The organism is Frigoribacterium sp. Leaf8 (assembly GCF_001421165.1).
Taxonomy (GTDB): domain Bacteria; phylum Actinomycetota; class Actinomycetes; order Actinomycetales; family Microbacteriaceae; genus Frigoribacterium.
The window spans coordinates 22,454-40,996 of record NZ_LMKB01000005.1; the positions used below are offsets into that span (position 1 = coordinate 22,454).

The 18,543-nt window shown below is 72.0% G+C and carries 20 protein-coding genes; 10 read left to right on the forward strand and 10 right to left on the reverse strand.

Annotated elements, in window-relative coordinates:
• Positions 1-79 precede the first annotated feature (79 nt).
• The 3 genes from ASL10_RS04875 to ASL10_RS04885 all read right to left on the reverse strand — a co-directional run bounded on the left by ASL10_RS04875 (position 80) and on the right by ASL10_RS04885 (position 3,303).
• Complete coding sequence (locus ASL10_RS04875; RefSeq protein ID WP_056044968.1) at positions 80-1,111, reverse strand: NADPH:quinone reductase; 1,032 nt, start codon at positions 1,109-1,111, stop codon at positions 80-82.
• 124 nt (positions 1,112-1,235) lie between these two features.
• Entirely contained in the window at positions 1,236-2,198 is a 963-nt protein-coding gene (locus ASL10_RS04880) for an acetylxylan esterase (protein WP_056044969.1), read from the reverse strand.
• A gap of 61 nt (positions 2,199-2,259) precedes the next feature.
• Complete coding sequence (locus ASL10_RS04885; protein ID WP_056044972.1) at positions 2,260-3,303, reverse strand: LLM class flavin-dependent oxidoreductase; 1,044 nt, start codon at positions 3,301-3,303, stop codon at positions 2,260-2,262.
• Positions 3,304-3,369: 66 nt separating this feature from the next.
• Here ASL10_RS04885 and ASL10_RS04890 point away from each other — a divergent pair, with 66 nt between their 5' ends.
• Complete coding sequence (locus tag ASL10_RS04890) at positions 3,370-3,771, forward strand: hypothetical protein (protein ID WP_056044973.1); 402 nt, start codon at positions 3,370-3,372, stop codon at positions 3,769-3,771.
• Between the two features lie 255 nt (positions 3,772-4,026).
• On the forward strand, positions 4,027-4,644 hold the full coding sequence (locus tag ASL10_RS16325) for a TetR/AcrR family transcriptional regulator (protein ID WP_056044976.1): 618 nt from the start codon (positions 4,027-4,029) through the stop codon (positions 4,642-4,644).
• Positions 4,645-4,656: 12 nt separating this feature from the next.
• On the opposite strand, the gene ASL10_RS04900 is transcribed toward ASL10_RS16325, so the two are convergent.
• Complete coding sequence (locus ASL10_RS04900; protein ID WP_056044978.1) at positions 4,657-5,979, reverse strand: MFS transporter; 1,323 nt, start codon at positions 5,977-5,979, stop codon at positions 4,657-4,659.
• Positions 5,980-6,120: 141 nt separating this feature from the next.
• Between ASL10_RS04900 and ASL10_RS04905 the strand changes: the two genes are divergently transcribed.
• From ASL10_RS04905 to ASL10_RS04920, 4 genes are all read left to right on the forward strand, one after another.
• Entirely contained in the window at positions 6,121-6,978 is an 858-nt protein-coding gene (locus tag ASL10_RS04905; RefSeq protein WP_043594893.1) for a LysR substrate-binding domain-containing protein, read from the forward strand.
• A gap of 82 nt (positions 6,979-7,060) precedes the next feature.
• Positions 7,061-7,465, forward strand: coding sequence for a hypothetical protein (locus ASL10_RS04910; protein ID WP_056044979.1), 405 nt, complete (start codon positions 7,061-7,063; stop codon positions 7,463-7,465).
• Positions 7,466-7,578: 113 nt separating this feature from the next.
• Positions 7,579-9,048 carry an NCS2 family permease gene (locus tag ASL10_RS04915; RefSeq protein WP_173150795.1) on the forward strand — a complete coding sequence of 490 codons (1,470 nt, stop codon included), beginning with the start codon at positions 7,579-7,581 and terminating at the stop codon, positions 9,046-9,048.
• A gap of 144 nt (positions 9,049-9,192) precedes the next feature.
• On the forward strand, positions 9,193-9,675 hold the full coding sequence (locus ASL10_RS04920; RefSeq protein WP_056044983.1) for a VOC family protein: 483 nt from the start codon (positions 9,193-9,195) through the stop codon (positions 9,673-9,675).
• A 31-nt stretch (positions 9,676-9,706) separates the two neighbouring features.
• On the opposite strand, the gene manD is transcribed toward ASL10_RS04920, so the two are convergent.
• The 3 genes from manD to ASL10_RS04935 all read right to left on the reverse strand — a co-directional run bounded on the left by manD (position 9,707) and on the right by ASL10_RS04935 (position 12,787).
• Positions 9,707-10,945 (reverse strand): D-mannonate dehydratase ManD, encoded by a 1,239-nt coding sequence (gene manD / locus ASL10_RS04925; RefSeq protein WP_056044985.1) that lies wholly within the window; start codon positions 10,943-10,945, stop codon positions 9,707-9,709.
• Positions 10,946-11,081: 136 nt separating this feature from the next.
• Complete coding sequence (locus tag ASL10_RS04930) at positions 11,082-11,942, reverse strand: aldo/keto reductase (protein ID WP_056044988.1); 861 nt, start codon at positions 11,940-11,942, stop codon at positions 11,082-11,084.
• The gene (locus ASL10_RS04935; RefSeq protein WP_200922573.1) at positions 11,939-12,787 is read right to left on the reverse strand and encodes an EI24 domain-containing protein; all 849 of its coding nucleotides are present in this window, start codon (positions 12,785-12,787) and stop codon (positions 11,939-11,941) included. The genes ASL10_RS04930 and ASL10_RS04935 overlap by 4 nt, the downstream gene beginning before the upstream one ends.
• A gap of 121 nt (positions 12,788-12,908) precedes the next feature.
• On the opposite strand from ASL10_RS04935, the gene ASL10_RS04940 reads away from it, so the two are divergent.
• Positions 12,909-13,913, forward strand: coding sequence for an aldo/keto reductase family protein (locus ASL10_RS04940; RefSeq protein ID WP_056044991.1), 1,005 nt, complete (start codon positions 12,909-12,911; stop codon positions 13,911-13,913).
• Positions 13,914-14,007: 94 nt separating this feature from the next.
• On the opposite strand, the gene ASL10_RS04945 is transcribed toward ASL10_RS04940, so the two are convergent.
• The 3 genes from ASL10_RS04945 to ASL10_RS04955 form a co-directional block, all read right to left on the reverse strand.
• A complete protein-coding gene (locus tag ASL10_RS04945) occupies positions 14,008-14,556 on the reverse strand; it encodes a YbhB/YbcL family Raf kinase inhibitor-like protein (protein WP_056044992.1) in 549 nt (182 codons plus the stop codon).
• A 73-nt stretch (positions 14,557-14,629) separates the two neighbouring features.
• A complete protein-coding gene (locus ASL10_RS04950) occupies positions 14,630-15,493 on the reverse strand; it encodes an aldo/keto reductase (protein ID WP_056044995.1) in 864 nt (287 codons plus the stop codon).
• 13 nt (positions 15,494-15,506) lie between these two features.
• The gene (locus ASL10_RS04955) at positions 15,507-16,478 is read right to left on the reverse strand and encodes an aldo/keto reductase (RefSeq protein WP_056044998.1); all 972 of its coding nucleotides are present in this window, start codon (positions 16,476-16,478) and stop codon (positions 15,507-15,509) included.
• 62 nt (positions 16,479-16,540) lie between these two features.
• Between ASL10_RS04955 and ASL10_RS04960 the strand changes: the two genes are divergently transcribed.
• The 3 genes from ASL10_RS04960 to ASL10_RS04970 all read left to right on the forward strand — a co-directional run bounded on the left by ASL10_RS04960 (position 16,541) and on the right by ASL10_RS04970 (position 18,442).
• The gene (locus ASL10_RS04960) at positions 16,541-16,948 is read left to right on the forward strand and encodes a TIGR02611 family protein (protein ID WP_082460206.1); all 408 of its coding nucleotides are present in this window, start codon (positions 16,541-16,543) and stop codon (positions 16,946-16,948) included.
• Between the two features lie 70 nt (positions 16,949-17,018).
• The gene (locus ASL10_RS04965; protein ID WP_056045000.1) at positions 17,019-17,966 is read left to right on the forward strand and encodes a DnaJ domain-containing protein; all 948 of its coding nucleotides are present in this window, start codon (positions 17,019-17,021) and stop codon (positions 17,964-17,966) included.
• 89 nt (positions 17,967-18,055) lie between these two features.
• Entirely contained in the window at positions 18,056-18,442 is a 387-nt protein-coding gene (locus tag ASL10_RS04970) for a VOC family protein (protein WP_056045002.1), read from the forward strand.
• Positions 18,443-18,543: the final 101 nt, after the last annotated feature.

Genomic DNA, 18,543 nt, shown 5'->3' on the forward strand with positions numbered 1-18,543 from the left:
GCCCCGCGTCCGTCGAGGCGGCGCCGGGCCATGCGGAGCCCGTCGTCGACGCGGCGCCGGACTATGCGGCGCCCGTCGTCTACTCGGCGGAGACCTCGATCAGCACCTTGCCGACCACGTCGCCCTCGACGGCTTCGTGGGCGGCGGCCGTGTCGGCGAGCGGGAAGGTGTGCAGCGGCAGGCCGGCGGCCTCGCCGACCGGCAGCACGCCGTCGCGCAGGGCCGCGGTGACGTCCTCGACGGCGGCCTGCAGCGCCTCCTCGCCCACGGTGTAGAGCAGGACGAACTGGAACCGGGTGTTCGTGATCATGTTCGCCCGGATCGGGATGGTCGTCGTGTCGCCGCCGTTGTCGGCGTAGATCGCCACGGAGGCGCGGTGGGCGACGACGTCGGCCAGCAGGTCGGCGTTCTGCGAGATCGCGACCTCGACGACGACGTCGACGCCGGCGGGGGCGATCTCGCGGATGCGGGCGGCGGCGTCGTCCGTGCGGTAGTTGACGACGTGGTGGGCGCCGGCGGCCGTGGCCAGGGCGGCCTTCTCGTCGCTGCTGATGGTCGTGACGACGGTGGCCCCCGCCCAGCGGGCGAGCTGGATGGCGGCGTGACCGACCGCACCCGCGCCTCCGGCGACGAGGACGACGGCGCCGTCGAGGCTGCCGGGGGTCAGGCGGCTCGGGCCGTCCTCCCACACGGTGAGCGCGCGGTGGGCGGTCATGGCGGGGACGCCGAGGCTCGCACCGACGTCCAGGCCGACGCCGTCGGGCAGCGGGACGACGCGGGACGCGGGCAGGACGGTGAACTCCTGCGCGGTGCCGGTGGGGCGCTGGTGGGCCGAGAGGTAGGTCCAGACGCGGTCGCCGACCGAGAGGCCGGTGACGCCCTCGCCGACGGCGTCGACGACGCCCGAGCCGTCCTGGTTGGGCGTGACCTCGGGGAACGGCAGCGATTCGCCGGGCCCGCCGCCCGCGCGGGACTTCCAGTCGGTGGGGTTGACGCCCGAGAACACGACGCGCACCCGCACCTCGCCGGCGGCGGGTTCGGGCAGGTCGCGGTCGACGAGCTGCAGCACGGTGGGGGCGGGTCCGGTCTCGGAGTACACGATCGACTTCATGCCCGGAGCCAACCAGACCCGGCCCCGCCGTGTTCCCGCCCGGGACGCCACCGAGTGGACACGGCACCGCTGCACGTCACGGTGTCGTGCCCACTCGACGGCGTCGTGTGGTGCGCGGGCCGGCTCAGGCCCCGGCGCCGCGGAACAGGGCGAGCGCCAGCAGGTCGTCTTCGAACCCGCCGCCCTCGTGCCCGTTGTACGGCCAGACCGTGACGTCGGCCGCCCCGGCGTACGCGTGGAACGCGCCGAACACCGTCGACGGCGGGCAGGTCGGGTCCATCAGCGCCGTGGTGAACAGGGCCGGGGCCGTGGCCCGCCTCGCGAAGTTGACGCCGTCGAAGTACGCGAGGACGTCGTGCACCGAGGAGGCACGGTGTCGGTGGACCGCCAGGTAGCGTCCGATCTCCTTGTACGGGTCGGCGTCGGTGATGACGGTCGCGCGCCGGAAGTCGCAGAGGAACGGCACGTACGCCGCGACGGCGGCGAGGTCGGGGACGAGTCCCGCGACGGCGAGGGCGATGCCGCCGCCCTGGCTGCCGCCGACGACGGACACCCGGGAGGCGTCGACGACGTCGAGGCCGCGCGCGGCCTCGACGGCGCGGACGGCGTCGGCGAACACCCGGCGGTAGTAGTAGGTCTCGCGCGAGTCGATGCCCCGCGTCATGACGCCGGGGTGGGCCGGGCCCGAACCGTCGGGGTCAGGGGTGGCGCCGATGCTCCACCCCGAGCCCTGGCCACGGGTGTCCATCTGCAGGTGCGCGAAGCCGGCCGACGACCAGAAGAGGTTCTCGACGGCGGCCCCGCGTCCGCCGCCGTAGCCGACGAACTGGACGACCGCCGGCAACGGTCCCTCCGCCTCGGCGGGCACGCGCAACCAGGCCCGCACGGGCTGACCCGCCCACCCGGAGAACGTCACGTCGTAGACGTCGACCGTCGTCAGCCCCGTGTCGACCCGGTCGACCCGCAGGTCGAGCGGGTGCGCCCGCGTCTCGGCGAGCGTCGTCGCCCAGAACTCGTCGAAGTCGTCGGGGTCGGTCTGGGTGCTGCGGTACTCCCGCAGGGCGGGTTCGGGCAGGTCGGTGAACATGCCCCCTTGTCTACCGCAGCCCGCGACGACAGCCGAGGAGGCGCGGTGCAGGAGGCGCGGCTCAGCTCGCGCGGGCCAGGTTCGGCACCCAGCCGAACGCCGGGGCGACGTGGTCCGCCACCGTCTGCAGCAGACGGGCGTTGTAGGCGACCCCCAACTGGTTGGGCACCGTCAGCAGGATCGTGTCGGCGTCCCGGACTGCGGCGTCGGCGGCCAACTGCTCGGCGATGACGTCGGGTTCGCCCACGTAGCTCTTGCCGAAGCGTGACTGCACGCCGTCGAGCAGGCCGACCTGGTCCTGCGAGTCGGCCTGGGCGCGGACGCCGAAGTAGCGACGGTCCTCGTCGGTGGTGATCGGGATCACGCTGCGGCTGACGGACACCCTCGGCTCACGGGCGTGCCCGGCGGCGCGGTAGGCCTCCCGGTACAGCGCGATCTGCTCGGCCTGCAGCTCGTCGAAGGGCACCCCCGTGTCCTCGGTCAGGAGGGTGCTGCTCATCAGGTTCATGCCCTGCTCGCCGGTCCAGACGGCCGTCGACCGGCTGCCGGAACCCCACCAGATGCGCTCGCCGAGGCCGGGGGAGTGCGGCTCGACCGAGAGCCCGTGCGACCAGCCGGTCATCTTGGGGTCCGACTCGGCGACGTCGGCGCCGTCGATCGCCGCCCGGAACGCCTCGGTGTGTCGACGGGCGAGGTCGGCGTCGCTCTCGCCCTCGAGGGGGACGTGGCCGAAGGCCTCCCAGCCGCGCAGGGCGGGCTCGGGTGATCCGCGGCTGACGCCGAGCTGCAGGCGCCCCGCGCTGATCAGGTCGGCGGCCGCCGCCTGCTCGGCCATCGAGAGCGGGTTCTCGTAGCGCATGTCGATCACGCCGGTGCCGAGCTCGATGCGGGTCGTCCGCGCGGCCATCGCCGCGAGCAGCGGGAACGGGTTGGCGGCCTGGCGCACGTAGTGGTGCACGCGCACGGCGGCCACGTCGACGCCGATCTCCTCCGCGGCCTCGGCCAGCTCGATCGACTGGACCAGCGCCTCCCGGGCGGTCGGCGTCGCCGAGCCCCGCACGTCCTGGTAATGGCCGAACGACAGGAACCCGATGCGCTTCTTCATGACCGGGCAAACCCCCGACGTCGCCCGGCCATTCCGTCGGGCGGCCGTGCTGGGTAGCGTGGTGCCGTGGAGAACCGCTTTCGCATCGACGGTGACGACCTCGGCATCGACCTGCGCGCCTCCTCGGTCACGCTCGGAGACGACGGCGTCGTGGACGCCCGCATCGTCGCGGGTCGGGTGCCCGAGGTCGCGGACTGGTCCGACGAGCCGCCGTCGCTGGTGTTCCGTGACGTGCCCGTGAAGTTCGACGGTGCCACCTTCGGCGCCACGGTCGACGACGACCTGCTCGACGAGCACGAGATCGTCTTCCGGCTCGGCGAGAACCTCGACGTGCACGGGGTGCTCAGCCTCGGTGCCGGCGACCGGCTGCGCTTCGTGGGCACCACGCACGTCTCGGGCGAGCCGAAGGCCTGGCGCCTCGACGTCTCGATCGGCTTCGGCGGATCGGCGCGGCGCACCGCGATCTGACGCGGCTCGCGGTCGACGCCGGGAGGGGCGGGTCGTGCCCCTTCGACGGCTTCCGACCGGGAGTGGGGTGCGGGGTGCGCGACCGGCCTGGGGACGTGGTGAGGGTCGGACGGTCGCGCACCCGCGCGTTCTCCTGATGCTTCGGGTTCACCAGGCGATCACGATGGTAGCGCCTGGATACCCGCCGGTATGCGCCTTCTCCGGGGGCGGCGCGGGTGACTTCTGAGGATCACCCGCACCCGTTAGGGTCGCAGCATGGCCACCACCTCCGGGGCTCCGATTCCCCGCATCCCACGAGCCGAGGTCAAGCAGCGGCTGCTCGACGCGGCGGCCGAGCTGTTCTCCCGACGCGGGGTGCACGCGACCACCCTGGACGACGTCGCGCGGGCCGCCGGGTTCAGCAAGGGTGCGGTCTACTCGAACTTTTCGTCGAAGGACGACCTGGTCCGCAGCCTCATGCGTCGCGAGACCGACGGCGCGCTCGGCGCCCTCGAGGGCATGTTCTTCCCGGGCACCTCGCTCGACCAGCTGCCCGAGAAGATCGGCACGGCGTTCGCGCCCTACGGCCCCGGGCAGGTCGAGGACTTCGCGTTGATGAGCGAGTTCCGCGCGCACGCCCTCTCGCACCCCGAGGTGATGGCCGACTTCGTCCGTCAGCGCCGCGAGGTGCTCGACGCCCTGCACGGCCTCGTCGAGGAGGTCTTCCAGGGGCAGACCGTCCCCGTGACCGGTCTCGAGCCGCGGACGCTCGCCCGCGTCCTCATCTGCATCACGCTGGGCGTCGCCTTCGACTGGCCTGCCACGGGTGAGCAGGCGGCCGGCGACGTCATGGGCGACGTCGTCGCCGCCCTCACCCGCGGCGTGACCGCCTGACGCCCGCCCGGCCTAGCGCTGCTCGATCGTGACGACGGGCACGTGCCAGCGGGTCCGCACCTGGAGGGTCAGCTGCCCTCGCCGGGCGAGCACCAGCGCCGTCACGGCGGCGGCGACGGCCGGCACGCCGCCCGAGACGATCATGCCGACGTGCGTGCCGAAGGTCTCGACGATCACGCCCATCAGCGGTCCGCCGATCGCCTGGCCGCCGAGCAGCACGAGGATGTACAACGACATCACGCGCCCCCGGATCGCGATGTTGCTCGACATCTGCACCAGCTGGTTCGCGGCCGTCAAGAACAGCAACGACGCGAGCCCGACGCCGACGAGGACGACGGCGAACGGCACGAGCGAGGGCATCGAGCCGGCCACGGCCTGCAGCACGCCGGTGACGAGCACGCCCAGCACGATGGTGCGCAGCCGGATCGTCGCGCGCCGCGTCGACAGCAGGGCGCCGGTCAGGGCCCCGACGGCGATCATCGAGTTGAAGAGGCCGTACCCGCCGGGCCCCACGTCGTAGACGTCCGCCGCGAACGACGCGAGCAGCACGGGCATCGTGAGGCCGAACACGGCGTAGACGCCGACGAGCAGCACCGGCACGACGATGGTCGGCTTCGAGCGGGCGTAGGCGAGGCCCTGCCGCAGCTGGCCGCGGCCTCGTGCCGACGAGGCGACCCGGGTCATCTGCGCGGTCCGCAGCATCGTCAGCATCACGACGACCACGAGGCAGGCGACGCCGTTGACGACGAACGCCCATCCCGCGCCGACCGCCAGCAGCAGCACGCCGGCGATCGCGGGGCCCACCATGCCGCCCAGCTGGAACACGCTCGAGTTGACGCTGATCGCGTTGCGGAGGTGGGTGTGACCGACGAGCTCGGTGACGATCACCTGTCGGGCCGGGTTGTCGACGACGGTCACGAGGCCCGTGGCGAAGGCGATGGCGAAGACGTGCCAGGCCTCGACGACGCCCGCCAGGGTCAGGGAGGCGAGCCCCAGGCTGAGCACGGCGAAGACGCTCTGCGTGACGAGCATGAGGGCGCGCTTCGAGAAGCGGTCGACGATGACCCCGCCGAGCAGGCCGAAGAACAGCATCGGGGCGAACTGCATCGCCACGGTGATGCCCACGGCGGTGGCGCTGCCGGTCAGTTCGAGCACGAGCCAGTCCTGGGCGATGCGCTGCATCCACCCGGCGGTCATCGCGACGACGTTGCCGGCCGTCCAGAGACGGAAGTTCGGCACGCTGAGGGCGATGAAGGTGTGCCGCCACGGCGGGCGGGTCGTGCTGATCGGGAGCGGGGCGGTCGGGGGGAAGTCGGTGCGGGGCGGGGCGGACATCACGTTCCTGCGCTGGTGGTTCGGTTCACGGTCTGCACCAACGGTAGGGCCGGCCTGGTCATTCGGACCCCGGTGGGGGATGATCAATCACATTGGCTTCGTGAATGACGAGGACCGAGACCCTTCGACGGAGGAGGCGCGGTGTACGACCCCACGCTGCTCGCGACGTTCCTCGTCGTGGCCGAGACGCGCAGCTTCACCCGGGCCGCGCAGCGCCTCGGCATCAGCCAGCCGACGGTCAGCCAGCAGGTCGGCCGGCTCGAGAAGGCCGCGGGCCGCACGCTCGTCGCCCGCGACACCCGGGACGTCCGACTGACCGACAACGGCGACGCCATGGCCGGCTTCGCGCGCACGATCCTCGCCGCGCACGCCGCCGCCGAGAGCTACTTCAGCGGCTCGGCCATGCGGGGCCGCCTTCGCTTCGGGGCCGCCGACGACCTCGCCATCACCCAGCTGCCGCGCATCCTGCGCCACTTCCGCCAGCTCTACCCGCAGATCAACCTCGAGCTCACCGTCAACCAGTCCGCGCCGCTGCGCCGTCGTCTGGCCGCGGGCCACCTCGACCTGATCTTCGTGAAGCAGACCGCGGGCGAGTCCGACGAGGGCACGCGCGTCGCGGGCGACGCCATGGTCTGGATCGGCCAGGAGAAGCTGGTCGTCGAACCCGGCCAGCCCGTGCCGCTCATCGCCTACCAGGCGCCCAGCCTCAGCCGGCAGATGGCCATCGACGCCCTCGAGCGCGCCGGCCGCACCTGGCGGATCACCTGCAACACCCGTGACGTCAACGGCGTCCTCGCCGCCGTGAGGGCCGGCATGGGGGTCGCCGTGTTCCCGTTCTCGCTGATCCCGACCGACCTCGTCAAGGTCAGCGACCGGTTCTCGCTGCCCACCCTCGGCGACGTCGACTACGTGCTCGTCGCCAACCCGGGTGCCGCCCGTGAGCCCGTCGACGCCCTCATGTCGGCCATCACCAGCCGGGGCGTCAGCCGCGCCGTCTGACCCGGTCCGACGGGACGCACCGGTCAGCCACTCCGGCGCGCCGCCCCCGCCCGACCCCGGGAGGCGCGCGCAAGATGGTCGCATGAGTCACCGCCCCACACGCCGTCAGAAGTCCGCCGCCCGTCGGGACGCCCGCGTCCTCGCCGCGATCCTGGGCGGTTCCGGCCTCCTGCACCTCGCCACACCCGCGGTCTACGACGCGGTCGTCCCGAGGAGCGTCCCGGGCCCCGCGCGGTTCTGGACGATCGGCTCGGGTCTCGCCGAGGTCGGCATCGCCGCCGCCCTCCTCGCCCCGCGCACGCGTCCGGTCGGCGGGCTCGCCGCCGCCGCGCTCTTCGTCGCCGTCTTCCCGGCCAACGTCTCGATGGCCCTCCGCGCCCTGACGAGCGAGCGGGCCACGATGGCTCGCCGGGTCGTCACCCTCGTGCGGCTGCCGTTGCAGGTGCCGCTGGTGACGCGCGCGCTCGGCGTGCACCGCGCCTCCTAGGCGTCCGGGCGCGTCGGCGGTCGCGGAGCGGGGTCGTTGCTGGGTGCACCCGGGGCACGCCCTATCCTGTTCTCTTCCCCCTCGACATCCGATCTCACCGGAGACGCATCGCCATGGCCACGAACGCCCCCGTCACCACCCCGCCGAGACCCGGAGTCGGGGGCACCCTCGACCGGTTCTTCGAGATCACCCATCGCGGCTCGACCTGGGCCCGCGAGATCCGGGGCGGCGTCGTCACCTTCGTCACGATGGCGTACATCGTCATCCTGAACCCGTTGATCCTCGGCGGCTTCAGCGCCGACCAGGCCGCCAAGGACGTCGCCGGCAACTGGCTGCAGAACGGTCAGGTGGGCGCGGTCACGGCCCTCACCGCGGGCGTCATGACGATCCTCTTCGGAACCGTCGCGCGCCTCCCGTTCGCGTTCGCCGCCGGACTCGGCATCAACTCGTTCCTGGCCGTCAACGTCGTGCAGGACGTCACCTGGCCCGAGGCCATGGGTCTCGTGGTGATCAACGGGCTCGTCATCACGATCCTCGCCGTGACCGGTCTGCGCAGCATGATCTTCACCGCGGTGCCCGCAGCGCTCAAGACCGCGATCACGGTCGGCATCGGCCTGTTCATCGCGTTCATCGGCCTGGTCGACTCGGGCTTCGTGCGCACCAGCGGGACGTCGTCGCCGCCCCTGCAGCTCGGTGACTCCGGCTCGGTGGCGACCCTCCCGACCATCACCTTCGTCATCGGCCTGCTCGTCATCGGCGTGCTGATGGCCCGCAAGGTGCGGGGGGCGATCTTCATCGGCATCGTCGCGTCCACCGTCATCGCCATCGCCCTGCAGGCGATCTTCCAGGTGCCGCCGTCGAACGGCCAGAACCTCGACGACTGGAACCTCAACGCCCCCGTGCTGCCCACCCAGATCGTGGCCCTGCCCGACCTCTCGCTGGTGGGCCAGTTCAGCTTCGGGGCCTTCGCCCGCATCGGCGTGCTGTCGGCGGTCATGCTGGTCTTCACGCTCGTCTTCACCAACTTCTTCGACGCCATGGGCACGATGACCGGCCTGGCCAAGGCCGGCGACGTCGCGGACGCCGACGGCACCTTCCCCCGCCTCCGCTCGGCCCTGATCGTCGAGGGCGTCGGCGCGGTCGCGGGCGGTGCGACGAGTTCGTCGTCCAACACCGTGTTCGTCGAGTCGGCCTCGGGCATCGGTGAGGGCGCCCGGACGGGCTTCGCCTCGGTCGTCACCGGTGCGCTGTTCCTGCTCGCCATGTTCTTCACGCCGCTGACCCAGGTCGTCCCGCTCGAGGTCGCCGCCTCGGCGCTCGTGATCGTCGGCGCGCTCATGGTGTCGCAGATCAGCCAGATCGACTGGACCGACTTCTCGGTCGCCCTGCCGGTGTTCCTGACGATCATCACCATGCCGCTGACCTACTCGATCGCGAACGGCATCGGCGTCGGCTTCGTCAGCTGGGTTGTCGTGCGGGCGTTCGCGGGCAGGGCCCGCACGATCAGCCCGCTGCTCTGGATCGTCGCGGCGGGGTTCCTGGTCTACTTCGTGCGCGGCCCGATCGAGGCGCTGATCGGCTAGGCGTCCACCGGGACGTCACGACGGGCCGCTCGGCGTTCCGGGCGCGCGGCACGTCGTGAGGTCTCGTGCGGCGATCCGCTCCGCAGTACGCTGACCGGCAGCAGGCGGCGACGGCGCCGCCTGCCCACCCCGAGGAGGCGCGTCATGCCCCGCATCACCCCCACGCTCTGGTTCGGTCGTGACGTCGAGACCGCAGCCGACTTCTACGTCACCCTGTTCCCGTCGTCGCGCGTCACCGACGTGTCGCGCTATCCCGACGACTTCCCCGACGAAGCGATGGCCGGTCAGGCCCTCGTCGTCGACCTCGAACTCGACGGCCAGCCCTACCGCCTGCTGAACGGCGGCGACGGAGGGCCGAGGCCGACCGAGGCCACGTCGTTCTCGATCTCGGTCGAGTCCCAGGACGAGCTCGACCACTACTGGGACGCCTTCGCGGCCGACGGCGGCCAGGAGGGGCGGTGCGGCTGGGTGACGGACCGCTGGGGCTTCTCCTGGCAGGTCGTCCCGTCGGTGATGGACCGCTACCTCGGCGGGCCCGACCCCGAGGGCGCCGCTCGGGCCATGACCGCGATGATGGGCATGACGCGGTTGGTCATCGCCGAGCTGGCGGCGGCCTACGAGGGGTGACCGACGCGCTCGCCCGCGCCGCGCCTCCTCGTCACCAGTCGTGGACGGTCCCGTCCGCGAGGCGGTTGTAGGGCAGGTAGGCCTGCGCGTAGGGGTACGCCGCGGCGGCCCGCTCGTCCAGCTCGACCCCGATGCCGGGCTGCTCACCCGGGTGCAGCATGCCGTCCTCGAACGTGAAGCTCTGCTCGAAGACCTCGTCCGTCCTCGCGCCGTGCTTCATGTACTCCTGGATGCCGAAGTTGTGGATCGCGAGTCCGAGGTGCATCGCGGCCGCCATGCCGACCGGTGAGATGTCGGTCGGACCGTGCATGCCGGACTTGATCTGGTACTGCGAGGCGTACTCGAGCACCTTCTTGAGGTGGGTGATGCCGCCCGTGTGCGTGACGGCGCTGCGGACGTAGTCGATCAACTGCTCGCGGATGATCTGCTGGTAGTCCCACACGGTGTTGAAGATCTCGCCGATGGCCAGCGGGGTCGTCGTGTGCTGCCGGACGAGTCGCAGGGCCTCGGGGTTCTCGGCCGGGGTGACGTCCTCGAGCCAGAAGAGGTCGAAGGGCTCCAGGCTCTTGCCGAGCCTCGCCGCCTGGATCGGCGTCATGCGGTGGTGACCGTCGTGCAGCAGGGGGATCTCGGGGCCGAACTCGTTCCGCACCGCCTCGAACACGGTGGGCACGTGCCGCAGGTACGAGCGGGTGTCCCAGTCCTCCTCGTTCGGCAGGGCCCCGCGTTGGGCGGGCTCGTGGTCGTAGCGCACGCCGCTGTTGGCGTCGAAGGTGGCGTTCGAGGCGATGCCGTAGATCGACTTCAGGCCGGGCACACCGGTCTGCACGCGGATGGCCTTGTAGCCCTGTTCCTGGTGGTCTCGGACGCTGTCGAAGAGCTCCTCGAGGTCCTTCCCCGAGGCGTGGCCGTAGGTCAGCAACCCCGTGCGCGAGGCTCCGCCGAGCAGCTGGTAGAGGGGCAGGCCGGCGACCTTGGCCTTGATGTCCCAGAGGGCGACGTCGACCGCGGCGATGGCGGCCATCGTGACCGGCCCGCGCCGCCAGTACGCGCTGCGGTAGAGGAACTGCCAGGTGTCCTCGATGCGGGCCGGGTCGCGCCCGATCAGCAGGGGCACGACGTGTTCGGTCAGGTAGGCGACGACGGCGAGTTCGCGCCCGTTCAGGGTGGCGTCGCCGAGGCCGGTCACGCCGTCGGAGGTCGTGATCTTCAGCGTCACGAAGTTGCGGTCGGGGCTGGTGACGATCACGTCGGCTCTGTCGATGATCATGCGGTGTCCTCTGGAGCTCGCGTCCGGGTGACGTCGATGTCACCCGGGCTGGTCCCTCCACTCTGGCGCATGCGCGAGCGCGAGGCGAGCCCGTCGGGTGCATGCGCGAGCGCGAGGCGAGCCTGGGAGGCGCGGGTCAGCGCATCTCGAGCGGCACCCTGGTCGTCGGCGCGGGGAACGCGCGCTCGAGCTGCACGAACGCCTGGTCGTCGAGGTCGACGGCCAGTGCGGCCGCGTTCTCGAGGGTGTGCCCGGCCGTGCCCGCCTTGACGGCGACCATGAGGTCGGGCACGAGGCGCAGCACCCAGGCGAGGGCGAGCTGCGCCGACGAGACGCCGAGATCGGTCGCGACCTGCTCGAGCACGGGGTGACCGAGCAGCTCGCCGCCGTCGACGGGGGAGTACGAGGTGAGCGGCACGCCGTGCTCGCGCGCCCAGGGCAGCAGGTCGAACTCGGGTCCGCGACGGGCCAGGTTGTACAGGACCTGGTTCGTCTGGACGTTCTCGCCACCGGGCACCGAGAGCAACTCGTGCAGGTCGTCGACGTCGAAGTTGCTGACGCCCCAGCCGCCGATCGCGCCCTCGGCGACCAGCGCCTCCAGGGCCTCGACGGTCTCGGCGAGCGGGTGGCGACCCCGCCAGTGCAGCAGGTAGAGGTCGAGGCGGTCGGTGCCCAGGCGCCCGAGGCTGGCGTGGCAGGCCTCGACCGTGCCCCGCCGCGAGGCGTTGCCCGGCAGCACCTTACTCACCAGGAACACCTTGTCGCGCCGGCCCGCGATCGCCTCGCCGACCAGCTGTTCGGACCGCCCGCCGCCGTACATCTCGGCGGTGTCGATCATGGTCAGGCCGGCGTCGAGGCCGGCCCGCAGGGCGGCGACCTCGTCGGCGCGGCGCCGTGGGTCGTCGCCGATGTTCCAGGTGCCCTGGCCGAGGGCCGGGACGACGCGCCCGTCGGGCAGGGCGACGGCGGGATTGGTCGGAGTCGCGGGGGTGGTCATGCCGGGGGATGGTAGTCGTCGCGCGGGAAGGGTGTGGCCGGCCCCGCCGTGGTCGGGCCCGCCGTGCTCGGTCCCGCCGTGGTCGGGCCCGCCGTGGTCGGGCCCGTCGTGACCTCGCGGGCCAGCAGGGTGGCCGCGGCGACGGCCGCCGGCATCACGAGCACGGCCCCGAGGGGGACGAAGAACAGGAGGTAGGTGGCGGTGCCCAGCCCCAGGGTGCGCGCCCGGTTGACGGCGAGGCCATGGCGGCGCTCGGCGAGCGAGCGGCCCCGGGCGTCGAAGGCGTACCCGGTGAGCTCGACCGCCAGGAACCATCCGCCGGTCAGGGCGCCGAGCACGGGGACGACCGTCTGGCCGAGCACCGGGACGAACCCGCCGACGAACAGGAGGACGCCCACGCCGGCCGTGGCCAGCAGCAGTCGGAGCGAGTCGCCGGCACTCCGGGCGAGCCCGCGCCAGAAGCCCCGGTCGACGTCGGCCGGCGGGTCGCCCTCTCGCTCCTCGACGCGACGCCAGATGCGCTCGTAGAAGGGATCGCCGACGAGGAGCGTGACGGCGGTGAACGCGACGACCGCGAGCAGCACGGCCAGGGCCGCGACGGCCAGGCCGCCGCCGAGACGCACGAGGGTGCGGGACCACTCGGGCCATCCGTCGGCGAACGGCGTCAGGGTGCGGGCCAGGTCGTCGGCGGCGAGGCCCACGCCCACGAGGGCCGCGGCGAAGACCGCACCCACGACGAGGGCGGGCACCGCGCCCAGCAGCATCAGCCGCGGGGACGTCGCCCACAGGCGCAGGCCTCGGCCGAGCAGGCCCACCCCGCCGAAGAACTCCCCGATCACCGACACGGGGCGAGCGTACCGAGTGCCGGAGGCGCGGGTGCGGTCGGACGACGCGTCACGGCGCGGGGGCGGCGCGTAGCGTCGACGGCGTGCCGCATCGAGGCGGCACCACCGAGAAAGGTCGTCCATGAAGTTCAGGTACCTCGGCAACAGCGGGCTCAAGGTCAGCGAGCTCACCTACGGCAACTGGCTCACCCACGGGTCCCAGGTGGAGAACGACACGGCGACGCGCTGCGTCCGTGCGGCTCTCGACGTCGGCATCAGCTCGTTCGACACGGCCGACGTCTACGCGAACACGCAGGCCGAGACGGTGCTCGGTGAGGCGCTGAAGGGCGAGCGGCGCGAGTCGCTCGAGATCTTCACCAAGGTCTACGGTCCCACCGGGCCCAAGGGCCACAACGACACGGGCCTCAGCCGCAAGCACGTCACCGAGTCGATCAACGGGTCGCTGAAGCGCCTGCAGACCGACTACGTCGACCTCTACCAGGCCCACCGGTACGACGTCGAGACGCCCCTCGAGGAGACGATGGAGACCTTCGCCGACCTGGTCCGCCAGGGCAAGGTGCTCTACATCGGGGTCTCGGAGTGGAACGCCGAGCAGCTGCGCGAGGCGCACGCCCTGGCTCGCGAGCTGAAGATCCAGCTCGTCTCGAACCAGCCCGAGTACTCCCTGCTCTGGCGCGTCATCGAGGACGAGGTCGTCCCGGCCTCGGCCGAACTCGGCATCTCGCAGATCGTCTGGTCTCCCGTCGCCCAGGGCGTCCTGACCGGCAAGTACACCGTCGGTGCCGAGCTGCCCGCGGGCAGCCGGGCCACCGACCAGAAGGGCGGTGCGGGCATGATCGAACGTTGGATGCGCGACGACGTCCTCGACGCCGTGGCCCAGCTCGAGCCGATCGCGTCCGACCTGGGGCTGACCCAGGCGCAGCTGTCGCTGGCGTGGGTGCTGTCGAACGAGAACGTCGCCTCGGCGATCATCGGGGCGTCGCGTCCCGAACAGGTCGAGTCGAACGCGAAGGCGTCGGGCGTCACCCTCGAGGCGGACGTCCTGTCGCGCATCGAGTCGATCTTCGACGGCCTCGCCGAGACGGACCCGCGCAAGACGCAGATGCCGGCCGGCCGCGAAGCCTGATCGGCCGTCGTCCGACGCGGCGACGCCCCGCCACGAGATCGTGGCGGGGCGTCGTCGTGCGTCGGCTCGGCGTGCGACCGCCCAGGCCCCGGGCTCAGGCCCCGGGGACCTCGAACGTCGCGGAGATCACCGCGCGGGCCAGCGTGTGGAAGTGCAGGTTGAAGCCGAGGTACGCCGGGCTGGCGGTCTCGTCCACTCCGATCTTCTCGACGTCGAGGGCGTGCACCGCGACGAAGTACGTGTGCGGTCCGTGGCCCTCGGGCGGTGCCGCACCGACGTAGCGGGCGAGCCCACCGTCGTTCTTCAGCTGGAGGGCCCCCTCGGGCAGGCCCGAGCCCTGGTCGTCACCCGCACCGGAGGGCAACGACGTCGTGTCGGCGGGGAGGTCGGCCACGGCCCAGTGCCAGAAGCCCGAGCCCGTCGGGGCGTAGGGGTCGTAGACCGTCACGGCATAGCTCTTGGTGCCCTCGGGGGCGCCGGACCAGCTCAGCTGGGGGCTGGCGTCGTCTCCGCCCGGGCCCATGATGCCGCTCACCTGCGCGCGCTGCAGTTCACCCCCGTCGGTGAGGTCCGTGCTCGAGAGCTCGAACCCGGGCACGATGCCGATGATGTCGTAGGGGCGGGTCAGGTTGGCGTCGGCCATGGCTGTCTCCTGTTCGTCGGGGATGGTCGTGACGGTGCGCCCGCCCCGAGGGGCGGGCGCACCGGGTGTGCGATCAGGCGGCGTCGAGCCGCTGGATCTCGTCGGTCGAGAGCTTGATCGACGTCGCCGTCGCCGAGTTCATGATCGTCTGCGGTCGGGTCGACCCCGGGATCGGGATGACGAGTTCGGACTTGGCGAGCTCCCAGGCGAGCGTCAGCACCTGCGGCGTGACCCGTCGGGCGTTGGCGATCTCGGCGAACACGGCGTGCTTCGCTCCGAGCTCACCGGCGTTCGTGATGCCACCGAGGGGGCTCCACGGCAGGAACGCGATGCCCATCTCGTCGCACAGCGCGAGCTCCACCTCACTCGACCGGAACGCAGGCGAGTACTGGTTCTGCACCGACACGAGTCGGTCGTCCAGCACCTCGTTCGCTTCGCGGATCTGGTCGGGCGTGGCGTTCGAGATGCCCGCCATGCGGATGACGCCCTCGTCGAGCAGCTCCACCAGGGCGCCGATCGAGTCGGCGTAGGGCACCGCCGGGTCCGGTCGGTGGAATTGGTACAGCCCGATCGTCTCGACGCCCAGCCGTTTCGCGGAGGCCTTGGCGGCCTCCTTGAGGTAGGCCGGGTCGCCGTTCTGCGCCCACGCCCCCGCCTCGGGGCGGAGGTGTCCACCCTTCGTGGCGACGAGCACCTGGTCGGTGTCGGCGTGGTAGCTCTTCAGCGCCTTGGCGATGAGCAACTCGTTGTGCCCGACCTCGTCCTTGCCCGCCTGGTGGTAAGCGTCGGCCGTGTCGATCAGGGTGATGCCCTGCTCGAGTGCAGCATGGATGGTCGCGATGCCCTGCTTCTCGTCGGGTCGGCCCTCGATCGACAGGGGCATGCCGCCCAGGCCGATCGCACTGACCGTCACGTCTCCGATTGTCCTGGTCTTCATGTCGTCCTCCGGTTCACCACGCGTAGTCCTCGGGCGACGTCTCGTGCCCGGGGAAGATCTCGTCCAGCCGCGCCAGCGCGGCCTCGTCAAGCTCGACGTCGACGGCGGCGACCGCCGACTCCAGTTGCGCCATCGTCCGCGGGCCCGTGATCGGCCCGGTGACGCCCGGCTGGTGCAGCAGCCAGGCGAGGGCGACCTCGCCGGGCGCGTGGCCCAACTCGCGGGCGAACGCCTCGTAGGCCTCGAGCTGGTCGCGGTGTTCGGCGACGTACTCCGCGCTCCGCCCCTCGAGTCGTCGTGAGCCCTCTTCGGTCTTCTCGATGACGCCGCCGAGCAGACCGCCGTTGAGCGGCGACCACGGGATCATCCCGAGACCGTAGTGACGGGCGGCGGGCAGGGTCTCGCGCTCGACGTCCCGCACGATCAGGTTGTAGATCGACTGTTCGCTCACGAGGCCGCTGAAGTGACGTGCCTTGGCGGCTTCCTGGGCCTGCGCGATGTGCCAGCCGGCGAAGTTGCTGCTGCCGACGTAGAGGACCTTGCCCTGCTGGACCGCGACCTCCATCGCCTGCCAGATCTCGTCCCACGGCGTCTCGCGATCGACGTGGTGGAACTGGTAGAGGTCGATGTGGTCGGTCTGCAGACGCGTCAGGCTCGCGTCCAGCGCTCGACGGATGTTCAGGGCGCTGAGCTTGCCGTCGTTGGGCCAGTCGCCCATGTCGCCGTACAGCTTCGTGGCGAGGACGGTCTTCTCCCGTCGCCCGCCCCCACGGGCGAACCACCGACCGATGATCTGCTCGGTGATGCCTTCGCCCTTCTCCCAGCCGTAGACGTTGGCCGTGTCGAAGAAGTTGACGCCGAGCTCGTGGGCCCGGTCCATGATCGCGTGGGAGTCGTCTTCCGTGGTCTGGGGCCCGAAGTTCATCGTGCCGAGGACGGCCCGTGAGACGGACAACCCTGTGCGTCCGAGGTGTGTGTAATCCATGTTCCCTGGCTACCCCCTCCCGGGCCGTGCTGCTCACAGGAACGCCCCCTAACGTCGCCGTCATGGACGAGCAGCCCGAGAGCCCGGACGGCGTGCCCCTCGACGAGCGTCGCGGGGCCGGTCCGCACCGCGGTGCTCGGCGCCGTGCACTGCGCGACGGTCACGCGAAGATGCGCCTGAGGCTCGACGCGCACCCTCGGCTCCGGTTGCTCTACAAGATCGGCGTCGGGGTGCTCGGAGCCCTGATCGTCGTCGTAGGCCTCATCCTGGTCCCGCTGCCCGGACCCGGTTGGCTCGTCGTCTTCCTCGGGGTCGCCGTGCTGGGCACGGAGTTCCCGGCCGCCCACCGCATCACCCTGTGGGTGCGTCGACTCGTCGGCCGCGCCCGTCTCCGGTGGCGGGCGTGGCGGGTCGCCCGGTCGGCGCGGCGGGCGTCGACCGTGAAGCCCTCGGCCGCCCCGTCGCGGTGAACCATCGGGCCCACACGGTCCCGGCGGCCGTCGACCGGACGTCCAGCGCACGTTCGGTAAAGTCGCCGTCGTGACGCCCAGTCCCGCCTCCGCCACGCCCTACGAGGTGCTCGGCGTGCCGTCGACGGCGTCGACCGACGACCTCCGTCGCGCCTATCGACGGCTGGCCCGCCAGACCCACCCCGACCTCGGCGGCACCGCGCAGGCGTTCCGCGACGTGCAGCACGCGTGGCAGCAGGTGGGCACGCCCGAGGCCCGCGCCTCCTACGACCAGGGGTCGGCGTCCCGGAGCACCGCCCCCTCGGGCAGCGCGCGGTCCGCGGGTTCGAATGCCCCCGGCTGGTCACCGCCGCCCCGGGAGCCGGCTCGCACCGATTCGAAGCCCAAGGCCCGGGTGCACGGCCACCCCGGTGGTGCGAACCGCGAGCGGTACCTCGGCCTGATGCGTGAGTGGGTCGGTCGGGGAGTCCCGCTCGACGATCCGTACGACGAGCGCCTCGTCCGGAGCGCGCCTCCCGAGATCCGTCACGTGCTCGCCGACGCGATGGCCGAAGAGGCCACCGTCGCGGCCGTCACCGAACTCGGCATCGGCTTCACCATCTGGAGCGACGTCGACGCGGGTGTCGAGGGCAAGCTCGACCACGTCGTGCTGGGGCCGTCGGGCCTCTTCGCCATCCAGTCCTCCGACTGGGGCAGCGAGGTGCAGGTGTCGCGCGGCGAGCTCGTCGGCAGGGGCATCCCCGCCGACGAGGAGCCCGTCCGCGACCTCACGCGTCAGGCCCGCGCCGTGCGACGGGAGACCCGCGTGTCGTTCACGGCCCAGTTGATCGTGGTGCCCGACGACGACTTCGGGCCCGCCCTCGAGAAGGTCGGGCGTCGTGCCGGGGGCACCTGGGTCGTGCGTCGCTCGCTGCTGCCGCAGGTCCTGCGTCACGGTCCCGAGCTCGGCGACCGCACGAGCATCTCGGACGTCTTCGAGGTCCGGGCCCGGCTGCAGCAGGCCATCCGGTTCGTCTGACCGGGGCTGGCGCCCGGGCCCGGCAGGGTCCACGCTGGGAGCGAGACGCCGGCGTCCGTCGGCCGTCCCGCGTCAGAGAGGGGCCACCCGTGTTCCGTCCTCGGTCCGGCTACTCCGGGTTCAGCGTCGACGACGTGGCGGCCGCCACGTCCTTCTACCGCGACGTCCTCGGCCTCGAGATCGAGGTCCTCGTCGACGGTCAGATGTTCCGGCTCCGCCTCCCGGGAGGCGCGGCGTGGGTGTTCGTCTACGGCAAGCCCGACCACGCCCCCGCGTCGTACACCGTCCTCAACCTCGTCGTCGACGACGTCGACGCCGCCCTCGACGCGCTGGCCGAGCGGGGCCTCGAACCGCTCCACCTCGGCGGGTACTCCGACGAGCGGGGCGTCATGCGGGGGCGCAGCGTCGACCTGGGCCCCGACATCGCCTGGTTCACCGACCCGGCGGGCAACGTCTTCTCCGTCCAGCAGCCCTGATCGCCCGGTCCGACGCGCGAGCCGGGGAGGCGCGGTGCCGGACCCGGGGGAGGGCTGGCCCGACATCGGGTTCCGGGCCAGCCCCAGGTGTGCCTTCGGAA

Excerpts from the sequence above, each read along its gene's own strand:
- ASL10_RS04875 (WP_056044968.1), bottom strand. The coding sequence starts at position 1,111 with ATGAAGTCGATCGTGTACTCCGAGACCGGACCCGCCCCCACCGTGCTG.
- ASL10_RS04880 (WP_056044969.1), bottom strand. The coding sequence starts at position 2,198 with ATGTTCACCGACCTGCCCGAACCCGCCCTGCGGGAGTACCGCAGCACC.
- ASL10_RS04885 (WP_056044972.1), bottom strand. The coding sequence starts at position 3,303 with ATGAAGAAGCGCATCGGGTTCCTGTCGTTCGGCCATTACCAGGACGTG.
- ASL10_RS16325 (WP_056044976.1), top strand. The coding sequence starts at position 4,027 with ATGGCCACCACCTCCGGGGCTCCGATTCCCCGCATCCCACGAGCCGAG.
- ASL10_RS04900 (WP_056044978.1), bottom strand. The coding sequence starts at position 5,979 with ATGTCCGCCCCGCCCCGCACCGACTTCCCCCCGACCGCCCCGCTCCCG.
- ASL10_RS04910 (WP_056044979.1), top strand. The coding sequence starts at position 7,061 with ATGAGTCACCGCCCCACACGCCGTCAGAAGTCCGCCGCCCGTCGGGAC.
- ASL10_RS04915 (WP_173150795.1), top strand. The coding sequence starts at position 7,579 with ATGGCCACGAACGCCCCCGTCACCACCCCGCCGAGACCCGGAGTCGGG.
- ASL10_RS04920 (WP_056044983.1), top strand. The coding sequence starts at position 9,193 with ATGCCCCGCATCACCCCCACGCTCTGGTTCGGTCGTGACGTCGAGACC.
- manD (WP_056044985.1), bottom strand. The coding sequence starts at position 10,945 with ATGATCATCGACAGAGCCGACGTGATCGTCACCAGCCCCGACCGCAAC.
- ASL10_RS04930 (WP_056044988.1), bottom strand. The coding sequence starts at position 11,942 with ATGACCACCCCCGCGACTCCGACCAATCCCGCCGTCGCCCTGCCCGAC.
- ASL10_RS04940 (WP_056044991.1), top strand. The coding sequence starts at position 12,909 with ATGAAGTTCAGGTACCTCGGCAACAGCGGGCTCAAGGTCAGCGAGCTC.
- ASL10_RS04945 (WP_056044992.1), bottom strand. The coding sequence starts at position 14,556 with ATGGCCGACGCCAACCTGACCCGCCCCTACGACATCATCGGCATCGTG.
- ASL10_RS04950 (WP_056044995.1), bottom strand. The coding sequence starts at position 15,493 with ATGAAGACCAGGACAATCGGAGACGTGACGGTCAGTGCGATCGGCCTG.
- ASL10_RS04955 (WP_056044998.1), bottom strand. The coding sequence starts at position 16,478 with ATGGATTACACACACCTCGGACGCACAGGGTTGTCCGTCTCACGGGCC.
- ASL10_RS04960 (WP_082460206.1), top strand. The coding sequence starts at position 16,541 with ATGGACGAGCAGCCCGAGAGCCCGGACGGCGTGCCCCTCGACGAGCGT.